Source organism: Apibacter sp. ESL0404 (assembly GCF_019469245.1).
In the GTDB taxonomy this organism is placed as follows: domain Bacteria; phylum Bacteroidota; class Bacteroidia; order Flavobacteriales; family Weeksellaceae; genus Apibacter.
Window position 1 is genome coordinate 1,730,505 of sequence record NZ_CP048267.1, and the last position, 25,244, is coordinate 1,755,748.

Genomic DNA, 25,244 nt, shown 5'->3' on the forward strand with positions numbered 1-25,244 from the left:
ATAAAATAAAAAAAGCAGGTTTAAAAACCTGCTTTTTTTAGATTGAATTTATTTTTTATTCTTTTGTTTCATCTGATTTATTCTCAGATTTTACTTCACTAGTTTCATTAACTACAGATTCAGATGTTGATTCTGCAGAATCCACCTTTTTGGTTGAACGACGACTTCTTCTAGTTACTTTTTTATTAGATTCTCCTAAATTATAGGTTTCATTAAAATCCACTAATTCAATAAGAGCTGTATCTGCACCATCTCCTAATCTAAAACCAGTTTTAATTATTCTACAATAACCACCATTTCTAGAAGAAATTTTAGTTGCTACTGTTCTAAATAATTCAGTAACCGCTTCTTTACTCTGAAGATAACTAAAAACAGTTCTTCTATTATGAGTAGTGTCTTCTTTAGATTTAGTTAATAATGGTTCTATATACGTTCTTAATGCTTTAGCTTTAGCAACAGTTGTGTTAATTCTTTTATGAAGAATAAGGGAAGTAGCCATATTGGAAAGCATAGCTTTACGATGTGATGCAGTTCTCCCTAAATGATTAAACTTTTTTCCGTGTCTCATGATTTCTTATTATTCTGCTTCTAATTTATACTTTGAAACATCCAAACCAAAAGTCAGATTCTTAGAATAAACTAAATCTTCCAATTCGGTTAGAGATTTTTTACCAAAATTCCTAAACTTCATTAAATCTGATTTTGTAAAGGAAACTAATTCTCCCAAAGTTTCAACTTCTGCAGCCTTAAGACAATTAAGAGCTCTAACAGATAGATCCATATCAACTAGTTTAGTTTTTAATAACTGTCTCATATGAAGAGCTTCTTCGTCATAAGTGTCTGCGGATGAAACAACATCTGCTTCTAATGTTATTCTCTCATCAGAAAATAACATAAAATGATGAATTAATATTTTAGCTGCTTCTGTTAAAGCTTCTTGAGGAGTTATTGAACCATCTGTTTGAATATCTAAAATAAGCTTTTCGTAATCAGTTCTCTGTTCTACACGATAATCTTCAATGCTATAACTAACATTTCTGATTGGAGTATAAATAGAGTCAATTGCTATAGTTCCTATTGGAGCGTGATTAGATTTATTTTGTTCTGCAGGTACGTACCCTCTTCCTTTATCTATATTAAAAGTTATATTAAATTTAACTGATTTATCCATATGACAAATCACTAAATCAGGATTTAAAACTTGATAAGATGAAATAAATTTACCTAAATCTCCGGCTGTCAATTCTGATTTTCCAGATATTTGAGCTGTTACAATTTCATTTCCACCTTTATTGATTTGATTTTTAAATCTAACTTTTTTAAGATTCAATATGATTTCAGTCACATCTTCTATTACACCCGGAATAGTTGAAAATTCATGTTCAACTCCTTCAATTCTTATTGATGTAATAGCATACCCTTCCAACGAAGATAATAAAACTCTTCTTAAAGCATTTCCAACGGTTAATCCAAATCCAGGCTCTAAGGGTCTGAATTCAAATTGACCTTTAAAATCATCTGATTCAACTAAAATTACCTTATCAGGTTTTATAAAGTTTAAAATTGCCATATAAATCTTAGCTAATTTTTTGTTTTATTTAGAATATAATTCGACTATCAATTGTTCTTTGATATCTTCAGGAATTTGAATTCTTTCAGGAACTACTTTAAAATCTCCTGATAGTTTTTCATCATTCCATACTAACCATTCATAAGTTTTATGAGAATTATTAGCTAAAGCATCTTTAATTACTTGTAATGATTTAGATTTTTCTCTAACTCCAATCACATCACCCGGTTTTAATAGATAAGAAGGTATATTTACAATCTCTCCATTAACTGTGATATGTTTGTGTGATACTAATTGACGAGATCCTGCTCTAGTATTAGACAAACCGAATCTATAAACTACGTTATCTAGTCTTGATTCACATAATTGTAATAATACTTCACCGGTAATCCCTTTACTTCTTTGTGCCTTGTCAAACAAATTTGCAAATTGTCTTTCTAATATACCGTAAGTATATTTTGCTTTTTGTTTTTCAGCCAACTGAACTGCATATTCAGATTTTTTAGCACCTCTTCTCTTGTTCGGACCGTGTTGTCCTGGAGGGTATTTTCTTCTTTCAAAATACTTATCTTCCCCATAAATAGCTTGTCCGAATTTTCTAGCTATTTTCGTTTTTGGACCAATATATCTTGCCATTATAAAATTTGAATGATATTAATAGTATTAAACTCTTCTTCTTTTTGGTGGTCTACATCCATTATGTGGTATAGGAGTTACATCAACGATTTCACTAACTTCAATACCAGCATTATGAATAGTTCGAATAGCGGATTCTCTTCCAGCTCCCGGACCTTTCACAAAAACTTTTACCCTTCTTAATCCTAATTCATACGCAACCTGCGCACAATTTTCAGCTGCCATTTGAGCTGCATAAGGGGTATTTTTTTTAGAGCCTTTAAAACCCATTTTTCCAGCAGATGCCCATGATATTACTTCTCCGTTTTTATTAGTTAAAGAGATAATAATATTATTAAATGAGGCTTGGATATGAGCTTCTCCTACTGCTTCAATTTTAACTTTTCTTTTTTTAGCTGTTTTTGATGCTGTTTTTGCCATGTTTCTATTTATTATTTAGTGGCTTTTTTCTTATTAGCTACAGTTTTTCTTTTACCTTTTCTTGTACGAGAATTATTTTTAGTTCTTTGACCTCTAAGTGGTAAACCCAGACGATGTCTGATACCTCTCTGACATCCAATATCCATTAAACGTTTAATATTTAATTGAATTTCAGAACGTAATTCTCCTTCTACTTTAACGTTTTCGGAAATGAATTTTCTGATAGCATTAACTTCATCGTCATTCCATTCAGAAACTTTTTTATCCTCACTAATTCCTGCATCTTTTAAAACTTTAGCTGCAGTACTTTTACCAACACCGTAAATATAGGTAAGGCCTATAACTCCTCTTTTATTTTTTGGTAAATCTACACCGGAAATTCTAGCCATAGTATTAACCTTGTCTTTGTTTAAATTTAGGATTTTTTTTGTTTATAATGTATAGACGACCTTTACGTCTTACAACAATATCATCTGAACTTCTTTTTTTAAGTGATGCTCTAATTTTCATTTTTCTTTCTATTTTAATATCTGAAAGTTATTCTTCCTTTTGATAAATCATAGGGTGACATTTCCAACCGTACTTTATCTCCAGGTAATAGTTTAATATAATGCATCCTCATTTTACCAGAAATATGTGCGGTTAAAATGTGGCCATTTTCTAATTCTACTCTGAACATTGCGTTAGACAATGCTTCAATAATAGTTCCGTCTTGTTCTATATGTTTTTGTTTTGCCATATATTAATTCGGATTTCTACTTAATCTTGACTGCATTAAACCATCATAATGGTGGTTTAATAAATAAGTATTAATTTGTTGTACAGTATCTAATAATACACCTACCATAATTAATAAAGAAGTTCCACCAAAAAATAAAGCAAATTTATCGGTTGCGGTGAGACCGATAATTTTAACTATTGCAGGAAGAACTGCTATAAGAGCTAAATAAATAGCTCCAGGTAGTGTAATTTTAGATAAAACATCATCTAAATAATCAGCTGTTTCTTTACCTGGTTTTACACGTGGAATTAATCCTCCATTTCTTTTTAAATCATCAGCCATTTGATTTATAGGAATTGTAATAGCTGTGTAGAAAAAGGTAAAGACAATTATTAATAGGGCAAATAATAAATTATATTGCCAACTAAATACTTGACTAAATCCTGCCCAAAAAGTATTAGTAGTTGTTTCAGAACGAACCAATAAACCCGGTATGAACATTAGTGCTTGTGCAAAAATGATAGGCATTACACCGGCTGCATTAACTTTTAATGGTATATATTGCCTAGCCGCATTCGTTATGGAACGTAATGATCCAGATTTTGTCCTACTCACGTATTGTACAGGAACTTTTCTTACGGCCACAGTCAACATAATACATAATATGATAACTAACAACCAAGCAATTACTTCTACAAACATCATGATAAGTCCTTTTCCGGTATCTCCCATTTGTACACCAACTTCTTGAACAAATGCTGTTGGAAAACCTGCTAAAATACCAACCATAATTAAAATAGATATCCCATTACCGATTCCTTTGTCAGTTATCTTTTCCCCCATCCACATAGCAAAAATTGTGCCTGAAATTAAGATTATAATACTTGGCACCCAAAATAAGAAAATATTATTGGGATCTACTAAATAGGCTGTTCTAAATTGCTCAATAGGTAGAAAGACTTGTGTAATAGATGTCAAATAGGCAGGAGCTTGTATTAAACATATTAAAATTGTCAACCACCTAGTAATCTGATTAACCGTCTTACGACCGCTTTCTCCCTCTTTTTGTAGTTTTTGTATATAAGGTATAGCTAATCCCATTAATTGCACCACAATAGAAGCAGATATATACGGCATAATACCTAAAGCAAAAATTGATGCTTTACTGAATGCACCTCCCGTAAATGAAGATAATAACCCTAACAGACCGGTAGCCTGTTGGTTTCCACCATTGTTTTTGTAGATTTCAAGAATATTATCTACTTCAACCATATTGATAGCAGGAAGTGAAACATGCGTACCAAATCTGTATACCAATACTAGAACAAAAGTGAAAATAAGTTTATCTCTTAACTCTTTTATACTCCAGATATTCTTTAATGTCTGTATAAATCCTTTCATGCTATTTTATAAGATGTTAGCTTTCCCTCCGGCTTTTTCTATAGCCTCTTTTGCTGATTTAGTATATTTATCAACAGTTATAGTAACGGTTGATTTTAATTCTCCTCTACCAAGAATTTTAACTAAATCATTTTTAGAAATTAATCCATTTTGGATTAAAGTTTCTTTAGTGATTTCAGTAGAAATTTTATTACTATCAATTAAACTTTGAATTGTGTCTAAATTAATACCCACATATTCCTTTCTATTGATATTTTTAAAGCCAAATTTAGGAATTCTTCTTTGTAAAGGCATTTGACCTCCTTCAAATCCTACTTTATCTTTATGTCCTGAACGAGATTTATCTCCTTTGTGACCTTTAGTAGAAGTACCTCCTTTACCACTTCCTTGACCTCTACCTAGTCTCTTACTATTATGTGTTGAACCTTGTGCAGGTTTTAAAGTATGTAAATTCATATCTTATTATTCTTCAACAGTTACTAAATGTTTTACTACTGCAACCATACCTAATATTTGTGGGGTTGCTTCATGCTCAACGGTCTTATTCAATTTAGTTAAACCTAATGCTTCTAAAGTAAGCTTTTGATTTTTCGGTCTTTTAATTGAACTTCTTTTTAAAGTTATTTTTATCGTTGCCATGTTCTTATCCTTTAAATACTTTAGAAAGTGAAACTCCTCTTTGTTGTGCAATAGTTTCAGCACTTCTTAAGTTTAATAGTGCTTTTACTGTTGCTTTTACTACGTTATGTGGATTTGAAGATCCTTTAGATTTTGAAAGCACATCTTTAACTCCTGCAGATTCCAATACAGCACGAACAGCTCCCCCAGCAATCAAACCTGTACCATGAGATGCCGGACGTATAAATACATCAGCACCGCCATATTTTGCAGATTGTTCATGTGGAAGTGAACCGTTTAATATCGGTACTCTAACTAAATTTTTCTTAGCATCTTCTACAGCTTTTGAAATAGCGCTAGCCACTTCTTTTGATTTACCTAAACCAAATCCTACAACTCCTTTTTCATCACCTACAACCACAATAGCTGAAAATCCGAATGCTCTACCACCTTTGGTTACTTTTGTTACTCTTTGTACACCTACTAAACGATCTACAAGTTCTAACCCACCTGGTTTTACTCTTTCAATATTATTTATTCCTAACATAATTTTTTAATGTATTAAAATTTTAAACCTCCTTCTCTAGCACCATCAGCTAAGGCTTTCACTCTTCCGTGATATATGAAGCCATTTCTATCAAAAACTACAGTTTCAATACCGGCTACTTTAGCATTTTCAGCTAATTTCTTACCTACTAAAGCAGAAATTTCAGTTTTAGTTCCTTTTACTCCGGCAATTTCTTTTTGACGCGAAGATGCGTAAGCTAAAGTTTTGCCAGAATTATCATCTATAAGTTGAGCGTAAATTTCTTTATTACTTCTAAAAACTGACAAACGAGGTTTTTCAGCTGTACCAAATATATTTTTACGTACTCTCCTTTTAACTCTTATTCTTTTTTCTCTTTTAGTTAATGCCATAACTTAATTTTTTATGCAGATTTACCTGCTTTTCTTCTGATTTGTTCTCCTACAAATTTAACTCCTTTACCTTTATAAGGTTCAGGTTTACGAAGTGATCTTATTTTTGCACAAACCATCCCTAATAAATGTTTATCATACGAAGATAAAGTAATTATTGGATTTTTACCTTTTTCAGTTAAAGTTTCCACTTTTACCTCTTGAGGTAACTCTATAACTACTAAATGCGAAAATCCTAAAGCCAATTCTAATTTTTGGCCTTGATTAGATGCTCTATAACCTACCCCCGCTAATTCCAATTTTTTGGTGAATCCTTCAGATACACCAACTATCATGTTATTAATAAGGGCTCTGTATAATCCATGCAAAGATTTATGTTCTTTACTGTCGGATGGACGTTGAACTGCTAATTCAGAATTTTCAATATTTATAGTTATTCCTCCGGTAAGTTCTTGTTTTAACTCACCGTTTTTTCCTTTAACTGTAACTACATTATCTTTATAATCAATGGTAGTACCTGTTGGAATATTTATTATTGCTTTTCCTATTCTTGACATTTCTTCAATTTTTTAATAAACATAACAAATTACCTCTCCACCAACATTTTCTTGTCTAGCTTTCTTATCTGTCATTACTCCTTTTGAAGTTGAGATAATAGCGATACCTAATCCATTTAAAACTCTTGGAAGTTCTTTACAACCGGAATATTTTCTTAAGCCCGGTTTAGATGCTCTTTGAATTTTTTTAATAGCAGGAAGATTAGTTGCTTTATCGTATTTTAAAGCAATTTTAATAACTCCTTGTACACTACCTTCTTCAAATTTGTAGTTAAGGATATATCCTTGATCGAAGAGAATTTTAGTAATCTCTTTTTTAATTTTTGATGCAGGAATTTCAACAACTTTGTGTCCTGCTCTCATGGCATTTCTTACTCTTGTTAAGTAATCTGCAATTGGGTCTGTAACCATATTTATTTAATTTTAGAGTATAGAATTTAAATTCTACTTTTAAAATCTGTTATTTTTTAATTTTTACCAACTAGCTTTTTTAACTCCCGGTATTAATCCTTCGTTAGCCATTTCTCTAAAAGTTACTCTGGAAATTCCAAAAACTCTCATATATCCTCTTGGTCTTCCTGTAAGCTTACATCTATTGTGTAATCTTACCGGAGAAGAGTTTTTAGGAAGCTTTTGAAGTGCTTCGTAGTCTCCGGCTTCTTTTAAAGCTTTTCTTTTAGCGGCATATTTAGCTGAAAGTGCTTCTCTTTTGCGCTCACGCGCTTTCATTGATTCTTTAGCCATACTATTAATTAATTCTTTTTAAATGGTAATCCAAAGTGGGTTAATAATGCTTTTGCTTCCTTATCGGTTTTTGCATTAGTTACAAAGGTAATATCCATACCTTGAATTTTCTTCACTTTATCAATATTTATTTCTGGAAATATGATTTGTTCAGTAATTCCTAATGTATAGTTACCTCTACCGTCAAAACCATCCGATTTTATTCCATTAAAATCTCTAACACGAGGTAGAGCAGCAGTAATTAATCTATCTAAAAACTCATACATTCTATCACCACGTAAGGTAACCATTGCGCCGATTGGCATTCCTTTTCTTAGTTTGAAACCGGCTTCATCTTTTTTAGATAGACATGGTATTGCTTTTTGTCCTGCAATTAAAGAAATTTCTTCAACTGCATAATCAACAATTTTTTTATCTGCTGTTGCTGCCCCTAATCCTTGGCTTATCACAATCTTTTCTAGTTTTGGAACTTGCATCACAGATGTATAACCAAATTCCTCTTTTAGAGCAGAGATGATTTTATCTTTATATAATTGTTTCGGTCTTGCTATGTATTGCATAATCTTTCAAATTTAATTAAATCACTTCTCCTGATTTGGTTGCAACTCTAACTTTTTTCTCACCATCCATTTTATAACTTACTCTTGATGGTTTTCCAGATTTTGGATCCAATAGAGCTAAGTTAGAAATATGTATAGAAGCTTCTTTTTCAATAATACTTCCTTGAGGATTTTCTGCTGAGGGTTTTCTATGTTTTTTAACTATATTAACTCCTTCAACTATCGCTCTGTTTTTTTCAGGATAAATTACTAAAACTTGTCCTTGCTTTCCTCTGTATGATCCGGCAAGAACTTGAACTTTATCTCCTTTTTTTATTTTAACTTTTGCCATTTTTTTTAATTTACCTTATAATACCTCAGGAGCTAATGATATAATTTTCATATACTCTTTATCACGTAATTCTCTGGCTACCGGTCCAAAAACACGAGTTCCTCTCATTTCTCCTGCTGCATTTAACAATACACATGCATTATCTTCAAAACTAATATAAGAACCATCTTTCCTTCTTACAGGTTTTTTAGTTCTAACCACTACTGCTTTGGATACTTGACCTTTTTTAGCATTTCCTGATGGAGTAGCATCTTTTATAGTAACAACTATTTTATCACCTACAGATGCATATCTTCTTTTTGAACCTCCTAACACTCTGATAACTAAAGCCTCTTTTGCTCCAGTATTATCTGCAACTTTTAATCTTGATTCTGTTTGTAGCATCTCTAAATTATTTAGCTCTTTCTAATATTTCTACTAATCTCCATCTTTTACTCTTACTCAATGGACGAGTTTCCATAATGCGAACGGTATCTCCTTCATTGCATTCGTTTTTCTCATCGTGAGCAGTATATTTTTTAGTTTTTAAAACGAATTTCCCATACATGGGATGTTTCATTCTGCTTGTCTCACTAACAACGATAGTTTTATCCATCTTATTGCTAGATACTACTCCGATTCTTTCTTTTCTTAAATTTCTTTCCATAATTGAAATTAAATTCTTTTTCGGATTTTAAATTACTTTAAGGCTGTTAACAACCTTGCTATTGTTTTTCTCATCTCTCTTAATTGAATCGGATTTCCAATTGGAGACACTTTATGTGATAATCTTAGTTTAGCATACTCAGCTTTTGTTTCAGCTAATTTTGCTTTAACTTCTTCTTGACTTAAATTTCTTATATCAACTGCTTTCATCGATTTTATTATTTATGATTGCACAAAATCGTTAGCAACAACAAATTTAGTTTTCACCGGTAATTTTTGAGCTGCAAGTCGTAATGCTTCTTTTGCAACATCATAAGGAACTCCCCCTATTTCAAATAAAATTCTTCCCGGTGATACTCTTGCTACCCAATATTCCACAGCACCTTTTCCTTTACCCATACGAACCTCAGCAGGTTTTTTAGTAATAGGCTTGTCCGGGAATATTTTAATCCATAATTGTCCTTCTCTTTTCATATATCGAGTGGCAGCAATACGTGCAGCTTCTATCTGTCTTGCAGTAATAAATACTGAATCTAACGCTTTAATTCCAAAAGTACCGTATGCTAATTTACTTCCTCTGTAAGAAAGACCTTTCATACGTCCTTTTTGCTGTTTACGGAATTTTGTTCTTTTTGGTTGTAACATAATTACCTAAGATATTTTTTTATCTTCTTTCTTTAACTTTTCTTTTCTGAGTCTTTTTCTGAAGACCTACTAACGGAGATAACTCTCTTTTACCATACACTTCGCCTTTCATAATCCATACTTTTACCCCTAAGCGACCATAAGTTGTATGAGCTTCAGCAATATAATAATCGATATCAGCACGGAAAGTTGACAAAGGAATTCTTCCTTCTTTAAAAGATTCTGATCTTGCCATTTCAGCACCGTTTAAACGTCCGGAAATCATAATTTTAATTCCTTCAGCGTTCATTCTCATTGTAGATGCGATAGCCATTTTAACAGCTCTTCTATATGAGATACGGCTTTCAATTTGACGAGCTACACTTTCTGCAACTAATTTTGCATCCAGTTCAGGTCTTTTAATTTCAAAAATATTTATTTGAATTTCCTTTTTAGTAATCTTTTTTAACTCTTCTTTTAATTTATCTACTTCCTGACCACCTTTTCCTATGATAATTCCAGGTCTTGCTGTGGTGATGGTAATAGTAACTAATTTCAAAGTTCTTTCGATGTAAATTCTGGAAACACCTGCTTTGGATAATCTTGCTTCTAAATATCTTCTGATTTTGTAATCTTCTGCTATTTTATCTCCAAAGTTTTTTCCACCATACCAATTAGAATCCCATCCTCGAATGATTCCTAATCTATTACCTATTGGATTTGTTTTCTGTCCCATACTTAATTTACTTCGTTTTTGTTTCCTAGAATAATTGTTACATGATTAGATCTTTTTCTAACCCTATATCCTCTCCCTTGAGGAGCAGGACGTAATCTTTTTAACATAGATCCACCGTCAACAAAAATTTCTTTTACATAAAGTTTAGCTTCTTCGATGTCTTTACCTTCATTTTTAACTTGCCAATTAGCTATAGCACTTAATAAAAGTTTTTCTAATCTGATTGAAGCTTCTTTTTTTGAATATTTTAATATGTATAATGCTTTATCAACATCAACGCCTCTAATGATATCTGCTACTAATCTCATCTTTCTAGGCGAGGTAGGACAATTATTCAAGCGAGCAATTGCTAAATTTTTCTTAGCTTCTTTACGTGCTGTTGCACTATTTTGTTTTCTGTTACCCATTGCTTATTATCTGTTACCTTTATTTTTATTTCCTGCATGACCTCTAAACACACGAGTAGGTGAAAATTCTCCTAGCTTATGTCCAACCATATTTTCAGTTACATATACCGGTACAAATTGTTTTCCGTTATGCACTGCAAACGTTTGACCAACGAAATCCGGAGATATCATTGATGCTCTAGACCATGTTTTAATCACGACTTTTTTTCCTGACTCTATATTTGCTTGAACTTTCTTGTTTAATTTATAGTGAATATAAGGTCCTTTTTTTAACGAACGTGCCATACTAGATTATTTTCTTTTTTGTAAAATATAACGATTCGATTCTTTCTTCTTTGAACGAGTCTTGTATCCTTTTGCAGGCATACCTTTTCTAGATCTTGGATGTCCTCCGGTTGATCTACCTTCACCACCTCCCATTGGGTGATCTACAGGGTTCATTGCTACCGGCCTTGTTCTTGGTCTTCTTCCTAACCATCTGCTTCTACCTGCTTTACCAGATACGATTAACTGATGATCTGAATTGGAAACTGAACCAATTGTTGCCATACATTCAACTAAAATCATACGAGTTTCTCCGGAAGGCATTTTAAGAACGGCATATTTACCGTCTCTGGCTATAAGTTGTGCGCTGGTTCCGGCACTTCTTGCCATTTTTGCTCCTTGTCCGGGACGTAACTCAATACATGAAATAACAGTACCTAAAGGTATGCTTTTTAATTTCATTGCGTTTCCAATTTCAGGAGCAACACTCTCTCCTGAAACGACTTTTTGTCCTACCTTAATACCGTGAGGAGACACAATGTAGCGTTTTTCACCGTCTGCATAAACCAATAATGCGATAAATGCAGTTCTGTTTGGATCATATTCTACTGATTTTACAGTAGCCGGAATGCCAAACTTATTTCTCTTGAAATCGATCTCTCTGTATCGTTTCTTGTGTCCACCTCCGGTATAACGCATGGTCATTTTTCCGGAATTATTTCTACCTCCTGATTTAGAAATTCCTCTTAGTAAGGATTTTTCTGGTTTTGAAGTAGTGATTTCTTCAAAATTGTTAACAATTCTGAATCTTTGTCCGGGGGTGATAGGTTTTAATTTTCTTACCGACATGATTCTTTATAAATTATATATTTCCAAATACATCAATGGTTTGACCTTCTTTTATGTCAACCATTGCTTTTTTCAATTTATTAGTTTTTCCAACTTGAAGACCTGTTTTTGTATATTTTGATTTAACAACAGGTGCAGAAATTAATGTTCTTACTGCAACTACATTAACTCCGTAAGCTTGTTCTACAGCATATTTAATCTCTGACTTATTCGCTTTAGTATTTACTAAAAAAGTATAACGATTTCTTTTTTCAGCGATTTCGTTAGCTTTTTCTGATATAATAGGTTTTATGAGTACAGACATAATTCTATTTTCTTAAATTTTCTTGTATTTTTTCTACTGAGCTTTCAAACAAAACCACTTCATTCGCTTTTAAGACATCATAACTACTTATCTCGTTATATCCTAATACTTTAGCGTCTTGTAAATTTCGTGATGACAAGTATACATTTTTATTAGACTGCCCTAAAATAAACAAAGCTTTTTTGTTAGCTAGTCCTAAATCTTGTAAAACTTTAGTAAAATCTTTTGTTTTTGGTGCTTCAAAATTTAAGTCTTCAACTACTTTTAAGTTGTTTTCTTTTAATTTTTGGCTAAAAACTGATTTTTTTGCTATTCTTTTTAATGATTTATTTAATTTGAACCTGTAATCTCTTGGTCTAGGTCCAAATACTCTTGCTCCACCTCTGAACAAAGGGTTGTTGATATCCCCTTTTCGAGAACCTCCTGTTCCTTTTTGACGATGAAGTTTACGAGTTGATCCACTTAATTCGGATCTTTCTTTAGATTTATGAGTTCCTTGTCTCTGTGATGCCAAATATTGCTTTACTTCTAAGTAAACAGCATGTGTATTTGGTTCAACTCCAAATATTGTTTCGTCTAAAGTAACCTTTCTTCCGGTTTCTTTTCCGCTTCTATCTAGTACTACTAATTCCATCTTCTTACAATTACATATGAATTTTTAGGACCCGGAACTGCACCTTTTACAATTAAAAGATTTTTTTCATTGTCCACTTTTATAACCTGTAAATTTTGCACTGTCACTTGATTTCCACCCATTCTTCCAGCCATTCTCATTCCTTTAAATACTCTGGATGGATCTGATCCTGCTCCAATAGAACCCGGAGCTCTTAATCTGTTATGCTGACCGTGTGTTGCTTGCATAACTCCTCCAAAGCCGTGTCTTTTAACCACCCCTTGGAATCCTTTACCTTTTGAAGTTCCAGTAACGTCAACATATTCTCCTTCTGAAAATAAATCAACTTTTACTTCTTCTCCAATTTTCAATCCGTCAAACCCATGACGAAACTCCACCATTTTTCTTTTTGGTGTTGAACCTGCTTTTTTGAAGTGACCTAAAAGGGCTTTGCCGACATTTTTTTCACTTCTGTCATCGAAACCTAGCTGAACCGCATAATAGCCGTCCTTTTCTTCGGTTCTGACCTGTAAAACTGTACATGGACCCGCTTCTATAACAGTACAAGGAATGTTTTTACCTTCCTCGTCAAACAAGCTGGTCATGCCAATTTTTTTTCCAATAATACCTGACATTTGTTCTATTTATATATTTTTTCGGACTGCAAAATTAAAAAATTTTTTTCACAATTTAACATTCTGATTCAAAATTTTTTATAATTAGTTTTTATTTTGATTTTAATGGATTTAACTTGATTAAAATTTTAATTTAAAATTTATCATTATTCCATCCAATTTTTGGTAAATTAATTCAGAACAAAATACTTATAACTTTATTGTGTTTTTAAGTTTTTCACATATCAAGTAATTCCTTTTTTTCTCAATATTAGGTAAGCTCCAATTCTTTTAATTTAAATATAATCTATATTTTGCATAATTTGATTGAATGTAATTTTTCTATTTTTTAAATCATTTAATTATAAATTTTTTTTTAAAACTCTATTGATTTTACAATATATATTACTTATAATAATCTTTCTATAAAAAATAAGGGATTGCTATAAAATAAAGCAATCCCTCGGGGTTATTTTTGGTTTTTTGTATCTATTTTAACTCTTTAATTCCAAAATTTTGAAAAGCAAAAGCAAATTTATCCGCAGTTTCTTCAATAAGTAAATCAATAGGTTTTCCGGCTCCATGTCCGGCCCTTGTTTCAATTCTTATTAAAACCGGATTTTTGCAATTTTGTTTTTCTTGTAATTCTGCAGCAAATTTATAGGAATGAGAAGGAACTACTCGGTCATCATGATCTCCGGTAGTAAGTAATGTTGCAGGATAGCAAATTCCTTTTTTAACATTGTGTACCGGAGAATAAGATTTAAGATAAGTAAACATTTCTTTATTATCTTCTGCTGTTCCATAATCATACGCCCACCCGGCTCCGGCGGTAAACGTATGATATCGTAACATATCAAGAACACCCACAGCCGGTAAGGCAACTTTGGCTAAATTTGGCCGCATGGTCATTACTGCTCCTACTAACAATCCTCCATTGGACCCTCCCGATAAGGCTAAGTATTCTGAAGATGTATATTTATTGGATATTAAATATTCACCGGCGGCTATAAAATCTTCAAATACATTTTTTTTCTTTAATTGAGTTCCAGCGTCATGCCACTTTCTACCGTATTCCCCTCCTCCTCGAAGGTTAGCAACTGCATAGACTCCTCCATTTTGTAACCACACGGCAGTCGCTACAGAAAATACGGGAAGCAGACTAATTTCGAATCCTCCATATCCATATAAAAGGGTTGGATTTTTCCCATTGAACTGTGTCCCTTTTTTATAAGTAATTGTCATCGGTATTTTCGTTCCGTCTGATGAAGTATAAAAAATTTGTTTACTCTCAAATTGATTTGGATCAAAGTTTATCTCAGGTTTTTTGTACAGCTCTGATTTTCCGTTTTCCGTATCTAACTTAAAAACGGTTGATGGATATATGTAGCTGGTAAAGGAATAATATATTTCTTTTTGATGAGATTTTCCTGTAAAGCCTGTTGCCTGACCTAATCCGGGTAATGGTAAGGTTCGTATTAAGTTACCATTTAAATCGAATTGCTTCACTTCAGAATGTACATCAACAATATAGTTAGCAAAAAAATATTTATTAGCACCGGTCACATGTAAGACTGATTCGGATTCCGGTATGATCGTTTCCCATTTCGGCTCTTTCTGCCCTAATTGTGTTACATTCAATCTTACCAATTTTTTATTGGGTGCCTGTTCATTGGTTTCAATATATAACCAATCTCCATCGGTAGTGATTACTTCGTAATTATTGGTAAAACCGGTTACGATGGGTTGTATTTTATTTTTATTTTGGGTGTCCAGAATATATAGTTCATTACCCGATGTTGAATTTGCTGCCGTGATTATTATATATCGTTGATCTTCGGAAACCTTTGCATTGATATATCTTCTTGGTGTTTCTTCTCCCCCGAAAATTATCGGGTCTTTGGATTGAGATTCCTTTAAGGAATGAAAATACAAGATATGATGTTCTGTTTTCCCCGATAATTGACTTCCTTCTTTCGGCTTTTGATAACTCGAATAATAAAATCCTTCATTGGATTTCCAAGCTATGTTTGAAAATTTAACGTGAGTTAATGTATCTCCAATCTGTTTTTTAGTTTGGGTTTCTATTACTACTACTTTCCTCCAATCTGAACCACCTTCCGATATTTGATAAGCGGCTAGGCTTCCGTCTTTACTGAAAGAAATATCACCTAAAGAAGATGTACCGTCTTTAGAAAAGGTATTGGGATCTAAAAATACCTCTTCTTTTCCTCCGGAAGTTAATTTTCTATAAAGCACCGATTGAGATTGCAAACCATTATTCTTATAATAATAGGTATAGTTTCCTTCCTCAAAAGGTGCTGAAATTCTTTCATAATTCCACAGCTTTTTAAGCTGGTCTTTTAGTTGATTTCTAAACGGTATGTTTTGTAAATACTCAAATGTCAACTCATTTTGAGTTTTTATCCATTGTTGAGTTTTAGGAGATTGATCATCTTCCAACCATCTATAAGGAGCCGGAACTTTTTCTCCAAAATATTCGTCAAACACCGATTGTTTTTCTGTACTAGGATATTTCATGTGTTGTGCATTTACGGTTAAGCATGAGACTAAACTTAACGTAATTATTTTTGGTTTTATCATAAAAACTAATTAATAATTATAAAATTAAAAAAAACCTTTAATTAACAAATTAAAGGTTAGATAAAATTATGGATGTTAAAAATATTAAAAGCTGTAATTATATTCGGTCAAATTTTTGAATTCATTTAGTCTATTTTCATACTCCAAGGAAGATAACTCTTGCAATTTCTCTGTACCGAATTTTTCAACCGTGAAAGAAGCTAATGCACTTCCCACAATAATGGCTTTTTTCATATTTTCATAGGATAAATCTGCCGTTTGGGTTATATAGCCTGCAAATCCCCCGGCAAAAGTATCTCCGGCACCCGTTGGATCAAAAACATCTTCTAAAGGCAGAGCGGGAGCAAAAAATATTTTATTTTCATTAAACAATAAGGCACCATGTTCACCTTTTTTTATAATCACTACCTTAGGACCCATGCTTTGAATTTTTTTTGCTGCTTTAACTAAGCTGAATTCCCCCGATAATTGTCGGGCTTCTGCATCGTTTACTGTTAATACATCTACTTTAGAAATAATTTGAAGCAATGAATCCCAAGCGGTATTCATCCAGAAGTCCATAGTATCTAAGATTACCAATTTTGGTTTATCAGTCATTTGTTCTAAAACGGATAATTGTATGGCGGGATGTAAATTTCCTAACATTACAATTTCAGAATTTTTCTGAGAATCGGGTATTTTTGGCTCAAAATTGTCCAACACATTTAATTCGGTGATTAATGTGTCTCGATTATTCATATCTATATGATATTTTCCTGACCAAAAAAAAGTTTTTCCGTTTTCTATTTTTTTTATTCCTTCAATACCTATGGAATTTTTATGAAATACCTCTATATATTCAGGTTTAAAATCACCGCCTATTACAGAAACAAGGTTAACTTCTGCTCCCAGCTTGGAAGCAGCCAAACCTATATAAGTGGCAGCTCCGCCTAAAATTTTATCAGTTTTCCCAAATGGGGTTTCTATGGCATCGTATGCTACGGTACCCACTGCTAGTAATTTCATTTATTTTAATTAAAATTGTGTGTCTACAAAGATAAACCTATTGTAAAAGATAAGAAAAGTTTTACCGTAAAATATATCCTGTTTTATAAAAATTTTTTTTACTTAAATGCCTATACTTCAATAGTTATTTAATATATGTTAAAATTCATTCAGGTTGATTTTTATTTTCGACAACTAATTCTATTCTCCTTACGGCTATTTATTTTTTGACTTAAATCCGTAGGATAGGCCTATACCAAATGTTTGTCTTGTTTGAACTCTTTCTATTTGATCGTGATCATAAATTAAGTCAAAGGTTAGTTTCGTGGATATGTGGTTATTGACTTTCATATCTATAACACTTCCAAAATTCACATCAACCCTTTCGGTATGAGATAAGTAATTGGTAAATAAAGACAAAGCATTATCCCAAACAACATTTTTCATGATTTCAACTTTATATTTAGCGGTAACCATTGCCCCAAGTTCCATAAACATACAATCTCCGTCATGTTTTAATCCGTAATTATCTTTTTTCTGCAATTTTCTGTCCAGAACAAATGTATTTTTAGAGGTTATGGGTAATAATGATAATTGAAAATTTCCATCCGGTTTATATTCAAAACCAATCCCTAACGTTAAATAGCCCGGAGACATAAAAGAGGAAATTCTGTCTTTGGAAGTGTAATCCGGATGGGCAGAATAATCATATCCGTTAAACATTTGTGTTTTAAAAGACATATCTATACTTGCATACCAATTCTTAGATATGCTACGTCCATACATCGATTCAAGTAACAAAATATCATCTGTTTTTCTCATCTTATCGTTTTTGTTGTTAACTTGACCGTAGCCGATGGTTATTGTATTTTTAAAAATATTTTTTCCTTTTTTGTAATCTAAGGAATATTTTATTCTTGCTGATCCTCCAAAAGAATTTGTTCCTCCGGCTATCCAATGTGAAAATGAACTTTGATTTACTATAAGTGAATGGTCTCCACTAATTTTCCAATTTTTAGTTTTTTTGGGAACAGTTACCGTATCTGTAACAGGATTTTCTGTACCTAATTGTTGAGCATAAATAAAATGTGAAAGGATGGATACAGATAAAAATAATAAAATTTTCTTCATCATTCTTGATCGATTTATTGGTTTTAAAAAAAGTTAAATATAGCAAGTATTCAATTTACGTATTAGTTTACATTTTAGTTCGTTATTTATCAATTAAAGGATTGAATTGATATTGTTTTTCTTGTGTTATGTAAGTTTCTTGTTTATTAAAATAAATAATATACGAATATATTCGTATATTATCTAAATTCAAAATTAAATATGCGTATTGTTGATAACCTTACTAATTATCTAGTTAAAAAATGAGAATTTTTAAGTATTTATTGGTCGCAAAAATATTCCATAGAAATATTAATGGAGAGTGTTTTATAGTGAGGTAAAATCAAAATGAACATGAATGCAAAAAAAATAAAAATAACTATAAGAGCAATATCATATATAGCTGTTGTTATTATTCAGCTATATATGATGTAACTAATTTATATTAACTAAAAGATAAATTTTATTTTTTGCTTTTATAAAGAACCGGATTTAATTCGTCATCATTGTACATCTTCATTTGTTTATATACTTTCATATACTTTTTCCCGGCTGAGTAGTCTTCTAAAAGTTCTTCTATTGCAGTAGACAAATCCACATACTGTTGTTGTAAAACGTCTAATTTTTTCTGACAGCTTTCTTTGTGTTCTTGGTCCGCATCCGGACGTTCAACCTCAGCTTTCATATGATATATCTTTAAAGATAAAATCGATAAACGATCTATCGCCCAAGCCGGACTTTCCGTATTTATTTTTGCATCGGGAAGAATTTGAACGTCTTTATATTTATTTAAAAACCAGCTATCCAAATTTTCTACCCGATCAGTCCTTTCTTGATTAGATTTATCAATCCACCTTTTTAATCGTAAGGCTTCAATCGGATCAATATTTTCATCTCTAATTAGGTCTTCCAAATGCCATTGAACGGTATCAATCCAATTTTTTAAATACAATAAATGTTCAAGGCTATCTTGAGGATATGGGTTGTTAATTTTCTGGTTTACATCATCTTTTACATGATAATCCTGAATACTTTGGTTAAATATTTCCCAGGCTTTTTCTGTAAATTTCATGTTGTTATTTATTATTTTACTAATAATTAATTTGTGATTAGTTTTCGTTTTTGGAATTGGATGATGATTGAGAATCTTTTTTCTTTTCATCATCTGACTTAGTAGCATCTTTAAACTCCTTCAATCCTGTTCCCAAACCTCTCATCAATTCAGGAATTTTTTTCCCACCAAACAATAATAATACTACAATCAATATTATTACTATAGACATAGGATGTTCAAATAATCTCATAATTTTTTTGATTTGTTTCAAAGTTAATGAATTTTTGAAAATTCTTAACTTCAATAATACATTTTCTATAAATAACTTACATACCGGATAACCAGTTGGATGGATTTTGAGGAACAGTGCCTTTCCATACCTGGAATCCTAAAAGGGTGGTATTCGTATCGTCTGTGTAAATTTTACCTAACGCTTGACCTGTTTTTACTTTGTCTCCTACGGAAACAATAACGGTTGAAAGGTTTGAATATAAGGTAAAATAATTTCCATGACTGATCAATACTGCCTTGCCTCCTCCGGGAACTATTAAAATTCTGCTTACCGATCCGTTAAATACGGATTTAGCCAAACTACCCGGTGCAGCAGCTATCTCTACACCTTGATGCTCTACATAAATATTCGGTACTACCGGATGTGGTGTTCTACCAAATCCGGAAACCACTGTTCCTGCAACCGGCCAAGGTAGTGAGTTTTTATTGGCTTCAAAATTTCTAGACAGTGTTTCTGAAGCACTCGTATTTATGTTAGGAATATTTAAGGACTTTTTCTTTGCAACTGCTTTTTCTTCTGCAATTTTTGCATCTTGTGCTTTTTGGGATGCTAATTTTTCGGCTGCCGACTTTTCAGCAGCTGCCTTTTCTGCAGCTTTTCTAGCGTCGTCCGCCCTTTTTGCGGCTGCTTTATCATTAGCCTCTTTTTCAGCGGCTAATTTAGCGGCTAAGGCTTGTTCTGCGGCCTTTTTAGCTGCAGCCGCTTTTTGCGCAGCCATTTTTTCTGCCGCCATATGAGCCTCCATTGCTTTTTTAGCTCGTTCTTCTTCTATTGTTTTTTTTCGTAATCTTTCCGCTTCTTCTGCCTTTCTTCTTTCTTCAGCCTCTTTTGCCTTAACAACTCTAAGCTCTTCTGCAATAATCGCTTGAACCTGTCTTTCCAATGCCTTTCTTTGTGATTGTTTTTGCTTTATTTTTTCGGCTAAATCACCTTGCTCCTTCATATATCGCTCAACTAAAATTTCTTTTTCTTTCTTTTCTGTGTTTAGTTGATTGATTTGAGCTTGTTGTTGAGCCAAAACCTCTAATTTTTCTTTTTTTGCGGCTTCTCTTAATTCGATGGTATGCAAAATTTGCTGTTGTTTTTCATTAATTTCAGCAACTTTTTCATCTTGAAATTCCGAATATTTCTGTAAATATTTTATGCGTCGAAAAGCTTGGGATATGTTTTCTGACGATAATATGAATAAAATCTTATTTTGAACGGATTTATTTTTGTAAGATCGTATCAATACATCTGCATAATCTTCTCTGAGCTTTTTTAATTCTCTTCTTAATTTATTAACTGCTAATTGATTTAAATATATTTCTTCATCTAACACTCTGGCTTCTTTCCGTGTGGTGTTGATCAATTTTGCCCGTACGCTGATTTTTTTATTAAGATTCGCAATATAGGTAATAGATGTTTTCGATTCATTTTTACTTGAAATCAAAGCCTTGTTTAGTTCGGCAATCTCTTGTTTTAACTGAGCACTCTGTTTTTGAAGATCTTCTTTCTTATAGGGTAACTGACTATAGAAAAATACAGTTAGTAAAAGAAAGAAAAATGTATATATTTTTTTATTAATAGCCATTAATTAATTTTTCTTTGCGAATATCCCTTTGGAATTTCAAAAGGCGTTTCCATATTAACGAACTCAAATTTATTATAATTCAATGTAATTTTAATCTCTTTTTCTCCTTTTATGAAAATTTTAATATTTCTTGGCAAAATTTTATTCTCAATATTTATATAATCATCATAATCTATTTGTAAATACGTATTTTTTGATGGATCATCCATACGTATCTGTCTTAAATTAGAATTGGAATCGAAGGTAAGTCTTCTTGAAAAATTTCTTGCATCTTTACCGCTGCCTACTTTCATAGTTTTTTTGGAAGTAAGTATGTAAAAATTATTCTCAATTGAAAAATTAAAATCGTTGATATCTAGAGGAAAAAATAATTTACCTATCAATAAATCTTCAATATTTTTATAGGTTAAAAAATCAACTTTTAAGAGATTATTTAGATAATCAAAATTTGAATCAACATATGTTTTTCCTAATCTTTCGTACATCTTAAATCCTTCCGGATAAATAGAAGCTCTTGCTAAAGGAAGAATTAAAGAAGCATTAGCCCAAATTTGATTTCCTTTATCGATATATAGGGTTAAGGCTACCGAAGGATATGAATTCCCCGATTCTATATCTGCATTGGCTTTTATCTTTAAAGTAGTAAAATCGACAGGTTGAGCAATAGTTTTAACTAAATTTTCAACACTTGCATTTTCATACTTAATTTCTTTTTCATTGATGGATATTCCTTTTTGGGTTTTACATGAAAATATCAATGCAGAAGCCAAGAATAGAATCAGTAATTTTTTCATATCTTTTATTTAGTTTCCAATACACTAAAGTCACCTAAGCTTAATGATCGAGAGACACCGATATACTTAGCAGAATTACCAATCATTGAATTGGTAAGATTTCCATGACTGATTTGAGTGTTTTCTTGTATCAACGAATTTTCTATATTACTTTTATTAATTTTAGTTCCATTGCCTAAAGAAACATTGGGACCTATTTTTGAGTTAATTATTTCTACATTTTCACCGATGAAACACGGTGGAATAATTAAACTGTTTTCAATTTTAGCACTTTCAGGATATAAAGCTAATTCATCTTTTTCATAATTTAAAATTTTAGAATTAGTTTCTACCGTTACATCCTTGTTTCCACAATCCATCCAGTCATCTACTTTTCCAAGTGTAAATTTAGCACCTTTATCTCTTAGAATATCTAAAGCATTGGTCAGCTGATATTCATTAGCTACTTTAATATCATTATCAATCAGATAATTTATTTCATTCATTAATTTATCTGCATCCTTGAAATAATAAATACCGATAATTGCTAAGTCGGAGACAAACTCTTTCGGTTTTTCAACGATTCCTTTTATAATACCGTATTCATCTAATTTCACCACTCCAAAAGCACTCGGATCTTCCACTTTTTTAACCCATATTACTCCATCTGAATTTTTATCTAATTGAAAATCTGCTTTAAATAAAGTATCCGCAAATGCAATTATAATGGGGCCTTTCATACTTTCTTTCGCACAATGAATGGCATGTGCCGTTCCTAAGGGACATAATTGATGATAGATAGTACCTTTAGCTCCTAATTTTTCAGCAATATCTATCAATTGATTTTCCGTTTCTTGTCCAAAATCGCCTATTATAAATGCTATTTCTTCTATTTTATCATCCACTACTTTAGCGATGTCTTCCACTAATCTTTGAACGATAGGTTTTCCTGCAATAGGTATCAACGGTTTTGGAATAGTCAATGTATGCGGCCTCAACCTTGACCCTTTACCGGCCATTGGAACAATAATTCTCATATTTATCTAATTAAAATGTTCTTAAAAAGTTTTTTTAGTGTTATTAATTTTATTTGATTCCTGAACTTCCATACCCCCCTGTACCTCTTACCGTTTCACTCAGTTCTCCCACTTCTTCCCAAACTATCGTTTCATGTTTTGCTATCACTAATTGCGCTATCCTTTCTCCGTCATTTATAGTAAAATCTTCTTTAGAAAGATTTACTAAAATTACCCCTAATTCGCCTCTATAATCAGCATCTATAGTTCCCGGAGAATTGGGACAACCGATTCCGTGTTTAATAGCTAATCCACTTCTTGGACGGATTTGCCCTTCATATCCGGGAGGTATTTCAATATATAGTCCTGTAGGTATTATTTTTCTTTCCAAAGGCTTTAATAATACAGAAGCTTCCAAGTTTGCTCTTAGATCCATTCCTGCGGAAAAGGCCGTTTTGTATTCGGGAAGCTCATGCTTTGATTTATTTATAACTTTAATTTTCATTTGCATTGATATATTTTTAAATAAATAATTTATTATTATAAATTATCATAGGATTTATTCCAAATAAAATTAACTCTACTTGGCAGTTCTTTTTTATTAAATTCTTTTAATGATCTTATTAAATATTGTAAATCTTTTGGATCATTACTACTATATACTGTAACTTCGGAATTGGCCACTATTGAACAACAATTACTTAATTTCCATGAGCCTATTTCTGTATAACCTTTATATACATTTGGTTCAAACCAATTTTTGTAAATAAAAATAACATTTACATTTTTTTTCTTTAATTCTGTTCTTATTACTTTAGTAAGATATTCTTCACTTACTTTCTTACTTAGTGCAATATTCTTATTTCCTAAACCAAACATGTCTACAACGTAAGAATTAGAAAAAAAAGACGGATATCCAATATCATTGATTCCAACGCTTTGATTTTCATAATATTTCTTTATAAACTTCGCTGTTTGATACTGTTGATAATAAATCTCTTCAGAACCTCTTTTTATGCAAATATAATTAAAAACTGATCTTTGTGTAAGCCTAATTAAGGGATATAGTAAAAATAAGCCTATAATCGAACACAGTAGCAACTTTTTTTTAAGAGAAATATTTTTAATTAAGAAAGGGTATAACTGATAAACTGAATAAAAAAACAATGACAACACCATTGGAAATAAAAATGCCTCGTATCGATTTAACCATCCGAACTTAGCAAATGATATATAGAGAAAAAGATTTATCAAAAAAGCAAATATCACATAAGTTACTCCATCAATTTTTTTCTTTCTAAACATTATTACAAATTGTGTAAACAGAGAAAATGCAATTAAAATTATAAAACATGTCAGATAAACTCTCGACCATTTATTCCATATAAAATTATTTAAAATTGATTTAAAAGGAATAATTTTTGCCCAAAAAGTTTGTTCTGCCAAATTTGATTTTACTATAACGGAATATGGGAAAAAAGTCCCCCCGTTATAAATGAAATAAACCCCAATAATGGAAACAGATAAAACCGCTGCAATAAAACTTAAAAGACTTAATTTGTATTTCTGTTTAAAGAGAAGAATTATCCCTCCTGCTATTATAAGAAAAAGCCCCTCATATCTAGAAATGGGCAGAAAAAAAGAAATAATTACATAACTGATTATATTTTTTTTCTCAAATTCACCGGAAGTAATTTTCCATAAAACAAAAATATACAATAGAGATAAAAAAGCATGCAATATATGTTCCATTGCAATTATACTCATATTGGGTAAAGGTGTAAATATTATAATAGAGGATAATAAAAAAAATACTGTTAGATTAGAAATTTTATTTTTAAAAAAATCCCAAACAAAGTATATTAAAAATAGTGAAATAATAATATTAATAATTAGAGGAGCTAGTTCATTAACTCCAAATAAAAAAAAATATAGCGCTAAAAGTAAAGTAAATAATGGTGAAGATGAAGCAGAGCTAAATTCATGAGGATTGATCCCCCATGTACCGTATTCTGCTAAATTTTTAGAAATTGCCATATGAATATAAGTATCATCTAACGGGTAAGTTAATTTTCCCAGCGATTCAACTATAGAATAGCACATTTCTCCCAAAATAATAAAATATAAAATAAACGATGATAAAAGTGATAGTATTTTTTTTTCCATATATGTATTAAAGTTATAAATTGTTTAACAAATATATAAAAAACTGTGAATTTATCTTATTAAAAAAAAATTCATGGATTTTATTATTTTAGTTTTACAACATACCTTTAATTAGTTAAAAAACTTAGCCCATATTTAAA

General features: G+C 31.5%; 38 protein-coding genes. All 38 read right to left on the minus strand.

Annotation, left to right across the window (positions count from 1 at the left end):
- Positions 1-55 precede the first annotated feature (55 nt).
- The 38 genes from rplQ to GYM72_RS07490 all read right to left on the minus strand — a co-directional run bounded on the left by rplQ (position 56) and on the right by GYM72_RS07490 (position 25,104).
- Positions 56-568, minus strand: a complete 513-nt coding sequence (gene rplQ, locus GYM72_RS07305; protein WP_220263949.1) for a 50S ribosomal protein L17 — start codon at positions 566-568, stop codon at positions 56-58.
- A 9-nt stretch (positions 569-577) separates the two neighbouring features.
- Positions 578-1,570, minus strand: coding sequence for a DNA-directed RNA polymerase subunit alpha (locus GYM72_RS07310; RefSeq protein ID WP_160541870.1), 993 nt, complete (start codon positions 1,568-1,570; stop codon positions 578-580).
- Between the two features lie 24 nt (positions 1,571-1,594).
- Complete coding sequence (gene rpsD / locus GYM72_RS07315; protein WP_105298115.1) at positions 1,595-2,206, minus strand: 30S ribosomal protein S4; 612 nt, start codon at positions 2,204-2,206, stop codon at positions 1,595-1,597.
- 27 nt (positions 2,207-2,233) lie between these two features.
- On the minus strand, positions 2,234-2,626 hold the full coding sequence (gene rpsK, locus GYM72_RS07320) for a 30S ribosomal protein S11 (RefSeq protein ID WP_105298116.1): 393 nt from the start codon (positions 2,624-2,626) through the stop codon (positions 2,234-2,236).
- A gap of 11 nt (positions 2,627-2,637) precedes the next feature.
- Complete coding sequence (rpsM, locus tag GYM72_RS07325; protein WP_105298117.1) at positions 2,638-3,015, minus strand: 30S ribosomal protein S13; 378 nt, start codon at positions 3,013-3,015, stop codon at positions 2,638-2,640.
- Positions 3,016-3,019: 4 nt separating this feature from the next.
- The gene (gene ykgO, locus GYM72_RS07330; protein ID WP_073961215.1) at positions 3,020-3,136 is read right to left on the minus strand and encodes a type B 50S ribosomal protein L36; all 117 of its coding nucleotides are present in this window, start codon (positions 3,134-3,136) and stop codon (positions 3,020-3,022) included.
- A 13-nt stretch (positions 3,137-3,149) separates the two neighbouring features.
- The gene (gene infA / locus GYM72_RS07335; RefSeq protein ID WP_055425352.1) at positions 3,150-3,365 is read right to left on the minus strand and encodes a translation initiation factor IF-1; all 216 of its coding nucleotides are present in this window, start codon (positions 3,363-3,365) and stop codon (positions 3,150-3,152) included.
- A gap of 3 nt (positions 3,366-3,368) precedes the next feature.
- Positions 3,369-4,748: a preprotein translocase subunit SecY gene (gene secY / locus GYM72_RS07340; RefSeq protein WP_160557076.1), complete on the minus strand. Its 1,380-nt coding sequence runs from the start codon at positions 4,746-4,748 to the stop codon at positions 3,369-3,371.
- A 6-nt stretch (positions 4,749-4,754) separates the two neighbouring features.
- Positions 4,755-5,204, minus strand: coding sequence for a 50S ribosomal protein L15 (rplO, locus tag GYM72_RS07345; RefSeq protein WP_220263950.1), 450 nt, complete (start codon positions 5,202-5,204; stop codon positions 4,755-4,757).
- 6 nt (positions 5,205-5,210) lie between these two features.
- Positions 5,211-5,387, minus strand: coding sequence for a 50S ribosomal protein L30 (rpmD, locus tag GYM72_RS07350; protein ID WP_055425355.1), 177 nt, complete (start codon positions 5,385-5,387; stop codon positions 5,211-5,213).
- Between the two features lie 4 nt (positions 5,388-5,391).
- Positions 5,392-5,913, minus strand: coding sequence for a 30S ribosomal protein S5 (rpsE, locus tag GYM72_RS07355; protein WP_055425356.1), 522 nt, complete (start codon positions 5,911-5,913; stop codon positions 5,392-5,394).
- Positions 5,914-5,927: 14 nt separating this feature from the next.
- Positions 5,928-6,284, minus strand: a complete 357-nt coding sequence (gene rplR, locus GYM72_RS07360) for a 50S ribosomal protein L18 (protein WP_220263951.1) — start codon at positions 6,282-6,284, stop codon at positions 5,928-5,930.
- 11 nt (positions 6,285-6,295) lie between these two features.
- Positions 6,296-6,841, minus strand: a complete 546-nt coding sequence (gene rplF / locus GYM72_RS07365; protein WP_105298121.1) for a 50S ribosomal protein L6 — start codon at positions 6,839-6,841, stop codon at positions 6,296-6,298.
- A 12-nt stretch (positions 6,842-6,853) separates the two neighbouring features.
- A complete protein-coding gene (gene rpsH, locus GYM72_RS07370; RefSeq protein WP_160541867.1) occupies positions 6,854-7,252 on the minus strand; it encodes a 30S ribosomal protein S8 in 399 nt (132 codons plus the stop codon).
- Between the two features lie 63 nt (positions 7,253-7,315).
- The gene (gene rpsN, locus GYM72_RS07375) at positions 7,316-7,585 is read right to left on the minus strand and encodes a 30S ribosomal protein S14 (RefSeq protein ID WP_055425360.1); all 270 of its coding nucleotides are present in this window, start codon (positions 7,583-7,585) and stop codon (positions 7,316-7,318) included.
- 8 nt (positions 7,586-7,593) lie between these two features.
- Positions 7,594-8,145: a 50S ribosomal protein L5 gene (rplE, locus tag GYM72_RS07380; protein ID WP_105298123.1), complete on the minus strand. Its 552-nt coding sequence runs from the start codon at positions 8,143-8,145 to the stop codon at positions 7,594-7,596.
- 16 nt (positions 8,146-8,161) lie between these two features.
- Positions 8,162-8,476 carry a 50S ribosomal protein L24 gene (gene rplX / locus GYM72_RS07385; RefSeq protein ID WP_220263952.1) on the minus strand — a complete coding sequence of 105 codons (315 nt, stop codon included), beginning with the start codon at positions 8,474-8,476 and terminating at the stop codon, positions 8,162-8,164.
- 15 nt (positions 8,477-8,491) lie between these two features.
- Positions 8,492-8,860: a 50S ribosomal protein L14 gene (gene rplN, locus GYM72_RS07390; RefSeq protein WP_055425363.1), complete on the minus strand. Its 369-nt coding sequence runs from the start codon at positions 8,858-8,860 to the stop codon at positions 8,492-8,494.
- Between the two features lie 7 nt (positions 8,861-8,867).
- Positions 8,868-9,122: a 30S ribosomal protein S17 gene (rpsQ, locus tag GYM72_RS07395; protein ID WP_055425364.1), complete on the minus strand. Its 255-nt coding sequence runs from the start codon at positions 9,120-9,122 to the stop codon at positions 8,868-8,870.
- 32 nt (positions 9,123-9,154) lie between these two features.
- Positions 9,155-9,331 (minus strand): 50S ribosomal protein L29, encoded by a 177-nt coding sequence (gene rpmC, locus GYM72_RS07400; RefSeq protein WP_105298126.1) that lies wholly within the window; start codon positions 9,329-9,331, stop codon positions 9,155-9,157.
- A 12-nt stretch (positions 9,332-9,343) separates the two neighbouring features.
- Positions 9,344-9,766: a 50S ribosomal protein L16 gene (gene rplP / locus GYM72_RS07405; RefSeq protein WP_055425366.1), complete on the minus strand. Its 423-nt coding sequence runs from the start codon at positions 9,764-9,766 to the stop codon at positions 9,344-9,346.
- Positions 9,767-9,785: 19 nt separating this feature from the next.
- Complete coding sequence (gene rpsC / locus GYM72_RS07410; protein WP_055425367.1) at positions 9,786-10,481, minus strand: 30S ribosomal protein S3; 696 nt, start codon at positions 10,479-10,481, stop codon at positions 9,786-9,788.
- A 2-nt stretch (positions 10,482-10,483) separates the two neighbouring features.
- The gene (rplV, locus tag GYM72_RS07415) at positions 10,484-10,888 is read right to left on the minus strand and encodes a 50S ribosomal protein L22 (RefSeq protein ID WP_220263953.1); all 405 of its coding nucleotides are present in this window, start codon (positions 10,886-10,888) and stop codon (positions 10,484-10,486) included.
- 6 nt (positions 10,889-10,894) lie between these two features.
- On the minus strand, positions 10,895-11,173 hold the full coding sequence (gene rpsS / locus GYM72_RS07420) for a 30S ribosomal protein S19 (RefSeq protein WP_055425369.1): 279 nt from the start codon (positions 11,171-11,173) through the stop codon (positions 10,895-10,897).
- A gap of 6 nt (positions 11,174-11,179) precedes the next feature.
- The gene (gene rplB, locus GYM72_RS07425; protein ID WP_105298127.1) at positions 11,180-12,001 is read right to left on the minus strand and encodes a 50S ribosomal protein L2; all 822 of its coding nucleotides are present in this window, start codon (positions 11,999-12,001) and stop codon (positions 11,180-11,182) included.
- 13 nt (positions 12,002-12,014) lie between these two features.
- Positions 12,015-12,305: a 50S ribosomal protein L23 gene (gene rplW, locus GYM72_RS07430; RefSeq protein WP_105298128.1), complete on the minus strand. Its 291-nt coding sequence runs from the start codon at positions 12,303-12,305 to the stop codon at positions 12,015-12,017.
- Between the two features lie 4 nt (positions 12,306-12,309).
- Positions 12,310-12,939 carry a 50S ribosomal protein L4 gene (gene rplD, locus GYM72_RS07435; protein WP_220263954.1) on the minus strand — a complete coding sequence of 210 codons (630 nt, stop codon included), beginning with the start codon at positions 12,937-12,939 and terminating at the stop codon, positions 12,310-12,312.
- Positions 12,930-13,553: a 50S ribosomal protein L3 gene (gene rplC / locus GYM72_RS07440; protein WP_055425373.1), complete on the minus strand. Its 624-nt coding sequence runs from the start codon at positions 13,551-13,553 to the stop codon at positions 12,930-12,932. The genes rplD and rplC overlap by 10 nt, the downstream gene beginning before the upstream one ends.
- 468 nt (positions 13,554-14,021) lie before the next feature.
- A complete protein-coding gene (locus GYM72_RS07445) occupies positions 14,022-16,136 on the minus strand; it encodes a prolyl oligopeptidase family protein (protein WP_220263955.1) in 2,115 nt (704 codons plus the stop codon).
- An 84-nt stretch (positions 16,137-16,220) separates the two neighbouring features.
- Entirely contained in the window at positions 16,221-17,141 is a 921-nt protein-coding gene (locus GYM72_RS07450; RefSeq protein ID WP_220263956.1) for a PfkB family carbohydrate kinase, read from the minus strand.
- A gap of 195 nt (positions 17,142-17,336) precedes the next feature.
- The gene (locus GYM72_RS07455; protein ID WP_220263957.1) at positions 17,337-18,254 is read right to left on the minus strand and encodes a DUF3078 domain-containing protein; all 918 of its coding nucleotides are present in this window, start codon (positions 18,252-18,254) and stop codon (positions 17,337-17,339) included.
- A gap of 439 nt (positions 18,255-18,693) precedes the next feature.
- Complete coding sequence (locus GYM72_RS07460) at positions 18,694-19,302, minus strand: DUF4254 domain-containing protein (protein ID WP_220263958.1); 609 nt, start codon at positions 19,300-19,302, stop codon at positions 18,694-18,696.
- 37 nt (positions 19,303-19,339) lie between these two features.
- Complete coding sequence (gene tatA / locus GYM72_RS07465) at positions 19,340-19,534, minus strand: twin-arginine translocase TatA/TatE family subunit (protein WP_160557068.1); 195 nt, start codon at positions 19,532-19,534, stop codon at positions 19,340-19,342.
- A 76-nt stretch (positions 19,535-19,610) separates the two neighbouring features.
- Complete coding sequence (locus GYM72_RS07470; RefSeq protein WP_220263959.1) at positions 19,611-21,149, minus strand: murein hydrolase activator EnvC; 1,539 nt, start codon at positions 21,147-21,149, stop codon at positions 19,611-19,613.
- Positions 21,149-21,943 carry a DUF4292 domain-containing protein gene (locus tag GYM72_RS07475; protein WP_220263960.1) on the minus strand — a complete coding sequence of 265 codons (795 nt, stop codon included), beginning with the start codon at positions 21,941-21,943 and terminating at the stop codon, positions 21,149-21,151. The genes GYM72_RS07470 and GYM72_RS07475 overlap by 1 nt, the downstream gene beginning before the upstream one ends.
- Before the next feature lie 5 nt (positions 21,944-21,948).
- Positions 21,949-22,959: a sugar phosphate nucleotidyltransferase gene (locus GYM72_RS07480; RefSeq protein WP_160557065.1), complete on the minus strand. Its 1,011-nt coding sequence runs from the start codon at positions 22,957-22,959 to the stop codon at positions 21,949-21,951.
- Between the two features lie 49 nt (positions 22,960-23,008).
- Complete coding sequence (gene dut / locus GYM72_RS07485) at positions 23,009-23,443, minus strand: dUTP diphosphatase (protein ID WP_220263961.1); 435 nt, start codon at positions 23,441-23,443, stop codon at positions 23,009-23,011.
- A 35-nt stretch (positions 23,444-23,478) separates the two neighbouring features.
- Positions 23,479-25,104, minus strand: coding sequence for a hypothetical protein (locus GYM72_RS07490; protein ID WP_220263962.1), 1,626 nt, complete (start codon positions 25,102-25,104; stop codon positions 23,479-23,481).
- Positions 25,105-25,244 lie beyond the last annotated feature (140 nt).

Bases quoted from the DNA above. Each gene is read 5' to 3' on its own strand.
- rplQ (WP_220263949.1), bottom strand. From the start codon at position 568: ATGAGACACGGAAAAAAGTTTAATCATTTAGGGAGAACTGCATCACAT.
- GYM72_RS07310 (WP_160541870.1), bottom strand. From the start codon at position 1,570: ATGGCAATTTTAAACTTTATAAAACCTGATAAGGTAATTTTAGTTGAA.
- rpsD (WP_105298115.1), bottom strand. From the start codon at position 2,206: ATGGCAAGATATATTGGTCCAAAAACGAAAATAGCTAGAAAATTCGGA.
- rpsK (WP_105298116.1), bottom strand. From the start codon at position 2,626: ATGGCAAAAACAGCATCAAAAACAGCTAAAAAAAGAAAAGTTAAAATT.
- rpsM (WP_105298117.1), bottom strand. From the start codon at position 3,015: ATGGCTAGAATTTCCGGTGTAGATTTACCAAAAAATAAAAGAGGAGTT.
- ykgO (WP_073961215.1), bottom strand. From the start codon at position 3,136: ATGAAAATTAGAGCATCACTTAAAAAAAGAAGTTCAGATGATATTGTT.
- infA (WP_055425352.1), bottom strand. From the start codon at position 3,365: ATGGCAAAACAAAAACATATAGAACAAGACGGAACTATTATTGAAGCA.
- secY (WP_160557076.1), bottom strand. From the start codon at position 4,748: ATGAAAGGATTTATACAGACATTAAAGAATATCTGGAGTATAAAAGAG.
- rplO (WP_220263950.1), bottom strand. From the start codon at position 5,204: ATGAATTTACATACTTTAAAACCTGCACAAGGTTCAACACATAATAGT.
- rpmD (WP_055425355.1), bottom strand. From the start codon at position 5,387: ATGGCAACGATAAAAATAACTTTAAAAAGAAGTTCAATTAAAAGACCG.
- rpsE (WP_055425356.1), bottom strand. From the start codon at position 5,913: ATGTTAGGAATAAATAATATTGAAAGAGTAAAACCAGGTGGGTTAGAA.
- rplR (WP_220263951.1), bottom strand. From the start codon at position 6,284: ATGGCATTAACTAAAAGAGAAAAAAGAATAAGAGTTAAAAGGAGAGTA.
- rplF (WP_105298121.1), bottom strand. From the start codon at position 6,841: ATGTCAAGAATAGGAAAAGCAATAATAAATATTCCAACAGGTACTACC.
- rpsH (WP_160541867.1), bottom strand. From the start codon at position 7,252: ATGGTTACAGACCCAATTGCAGATTACTTAACAAGAGTAAGAAATGCC.
- rpsN (WP_055425360.1), bottom strand. From the start codon at position 7,585: ATGGCTAAAGAATCAATGAAAGCGCGTGAGCGCAAAAGAGAAGCACTT.
- rplE (WP_105298123.1), bottom strand. From the start codon at position 8,145: ATGCAATACATAGCAAGACCGAAACAATTATATAAAGATAAAATCATC.
- rplX (WP_220263952.1), bottom strand. From the start codon at position 8,476: ATGGCAAAAGTTAAAATAAAAAAAGGAGATAAAGTTCAAGTTCTTGCC.
- rplN (WP_055425363.1), bottom strand. From the start codon at position 8,860: ATGCTACAAACAGAATCAAGATTAAAAGTTGCAGATAATACTGGAGCA.
- rpsQ (WP_055425364.1), bottom strand. From the start codon at position 9,122: ATGGAAAGAAATTTAAGAAAAGAAAGAATCGGAGTAGTATCTAGCAAT.
- rpmC (WP_105298126.1), bottom strand. From the start codon at position 9,331: ATGAAAGCAGTTGATATAAGAAATTTAAGTCAAGAAGAAGTTAAAGCA.
- rplP (WP_055425366.1), bottom strand. From the start codon at position 9,766: ATGTTACAACCAAAAAGAACAAAATTCCGTAAACAGCAAAAAGGACGT.
- rpsC (WP_055425367.1), bottom strand. From the start codon at position 10,481: ATGGGACAGAAAACAAATCCAATAGGTAATAGATTAGGAATCATTCGA.
- rplV (WP_220263953.1), bottom strand. From the start codon at position 10,888: ATGGGTAACAGAAAACAAAATAGTGCAACAGCACGTAAAGAAGCTAAG.
- rpsS (WP_055425369.1), bottom strand. From the start codon at position 11,173: ATGGCACGTTCGTTAAAAAAAGGACCTTATATTCACTATAAATTAAAC.
- rplB (WP_105298127.1), bottom strand. From the start codon at position 12,001: ATGTCGGTAAGAAAATTAAAACCTATCACCCCCGGACAAAGATTCAGA.
- rplW (WP_105298128.1), bottom strand. From the start codon at position 12,305: ATGTCTGTACTCATAAAACCTATTATATCAGAAAAAGCTAACGAAATC.
- rplD (WP_220263954.1), bottom strand. From the start codon at position 12,939: ATGGAATTAGTAGTACTAGATAGAAGCGGAAAAGAAACCGGAAGAAAG.
- rplC (WP_055425373.1), bottom strand. From the start codon at position 13,553: ATGTCAGGTATTATTGGAAAAAAAATTGGCATGACCAGCTTGTTTGAC.
- GYM72_RS07445 (WP_220263955.1), bottom strand. From the start codon at position 16,136: ATGATAAAACCAAAAATAATTACGTTAAGTTTAGTCTCATGCTTAACC.
- GYM72_RS07450 (WP_220263956.1), bottom strand. From the start codon at position 17,141: ATGAAATTACTAGCAGTGGGTACCGTAGCATACGATGCCATAGAAACC.
- GYM72_RS07455 (WP_220263957.1), bottom strand. From the start codon at position 18,254: ATGATGAAGAAAATTTTATTATTTTTATCTGTATCCATCCTTTCACAT.
- GYM72_RS07460 (WP_220263958.1), bottom strand. From the start codon at position 19,302: ATGAAATTTACAGAAAAAGCCTGGGAAATATTTAACCAAAGTATTCAG.
- tatA (WP_160557068.1), bottom strand. From the start codon at position 19,534: ATGAGATTATTTGAACATCCTATGTCTATAGTAATAATATTGATTGTA.
- GYM72_RS07470 (WP_220263959.1), bottom strand. From the start codon at position 21,149: ATGGCTATTAATAAAAAAATATATACATTTTTCTTTCTTTTACTAACT.
- GYM72_RS07475 (WP_220263960.1), bottom strand. From the start codon at position 21,943: ATGAAAAAATTACTGATTCTATTCTTGGCTTCTGCATTGATATTTTCA.
- GYM72_RS07480 (WP_160557065.1), bottom strand. From the start codon at position 22,959: ATGAGAATTATTGTTCCAATGGCCGGTAAAGGGTCAAGGTTGAGGCCG.
- dut (WP_220263961.1), bottom strand. From the start codon at position 23,443: ATGAAAATTAAAGTTATAAATAAATCAAAGCATGAGCTTCCCGAATAC.
- GYM72_RS07490 (WP_220263962.1), bottom strand. From the start codon at position 25,104: ATGGAAAAAAAAATACTATCACTTTTATCATCGTTTATTTTATATTTT.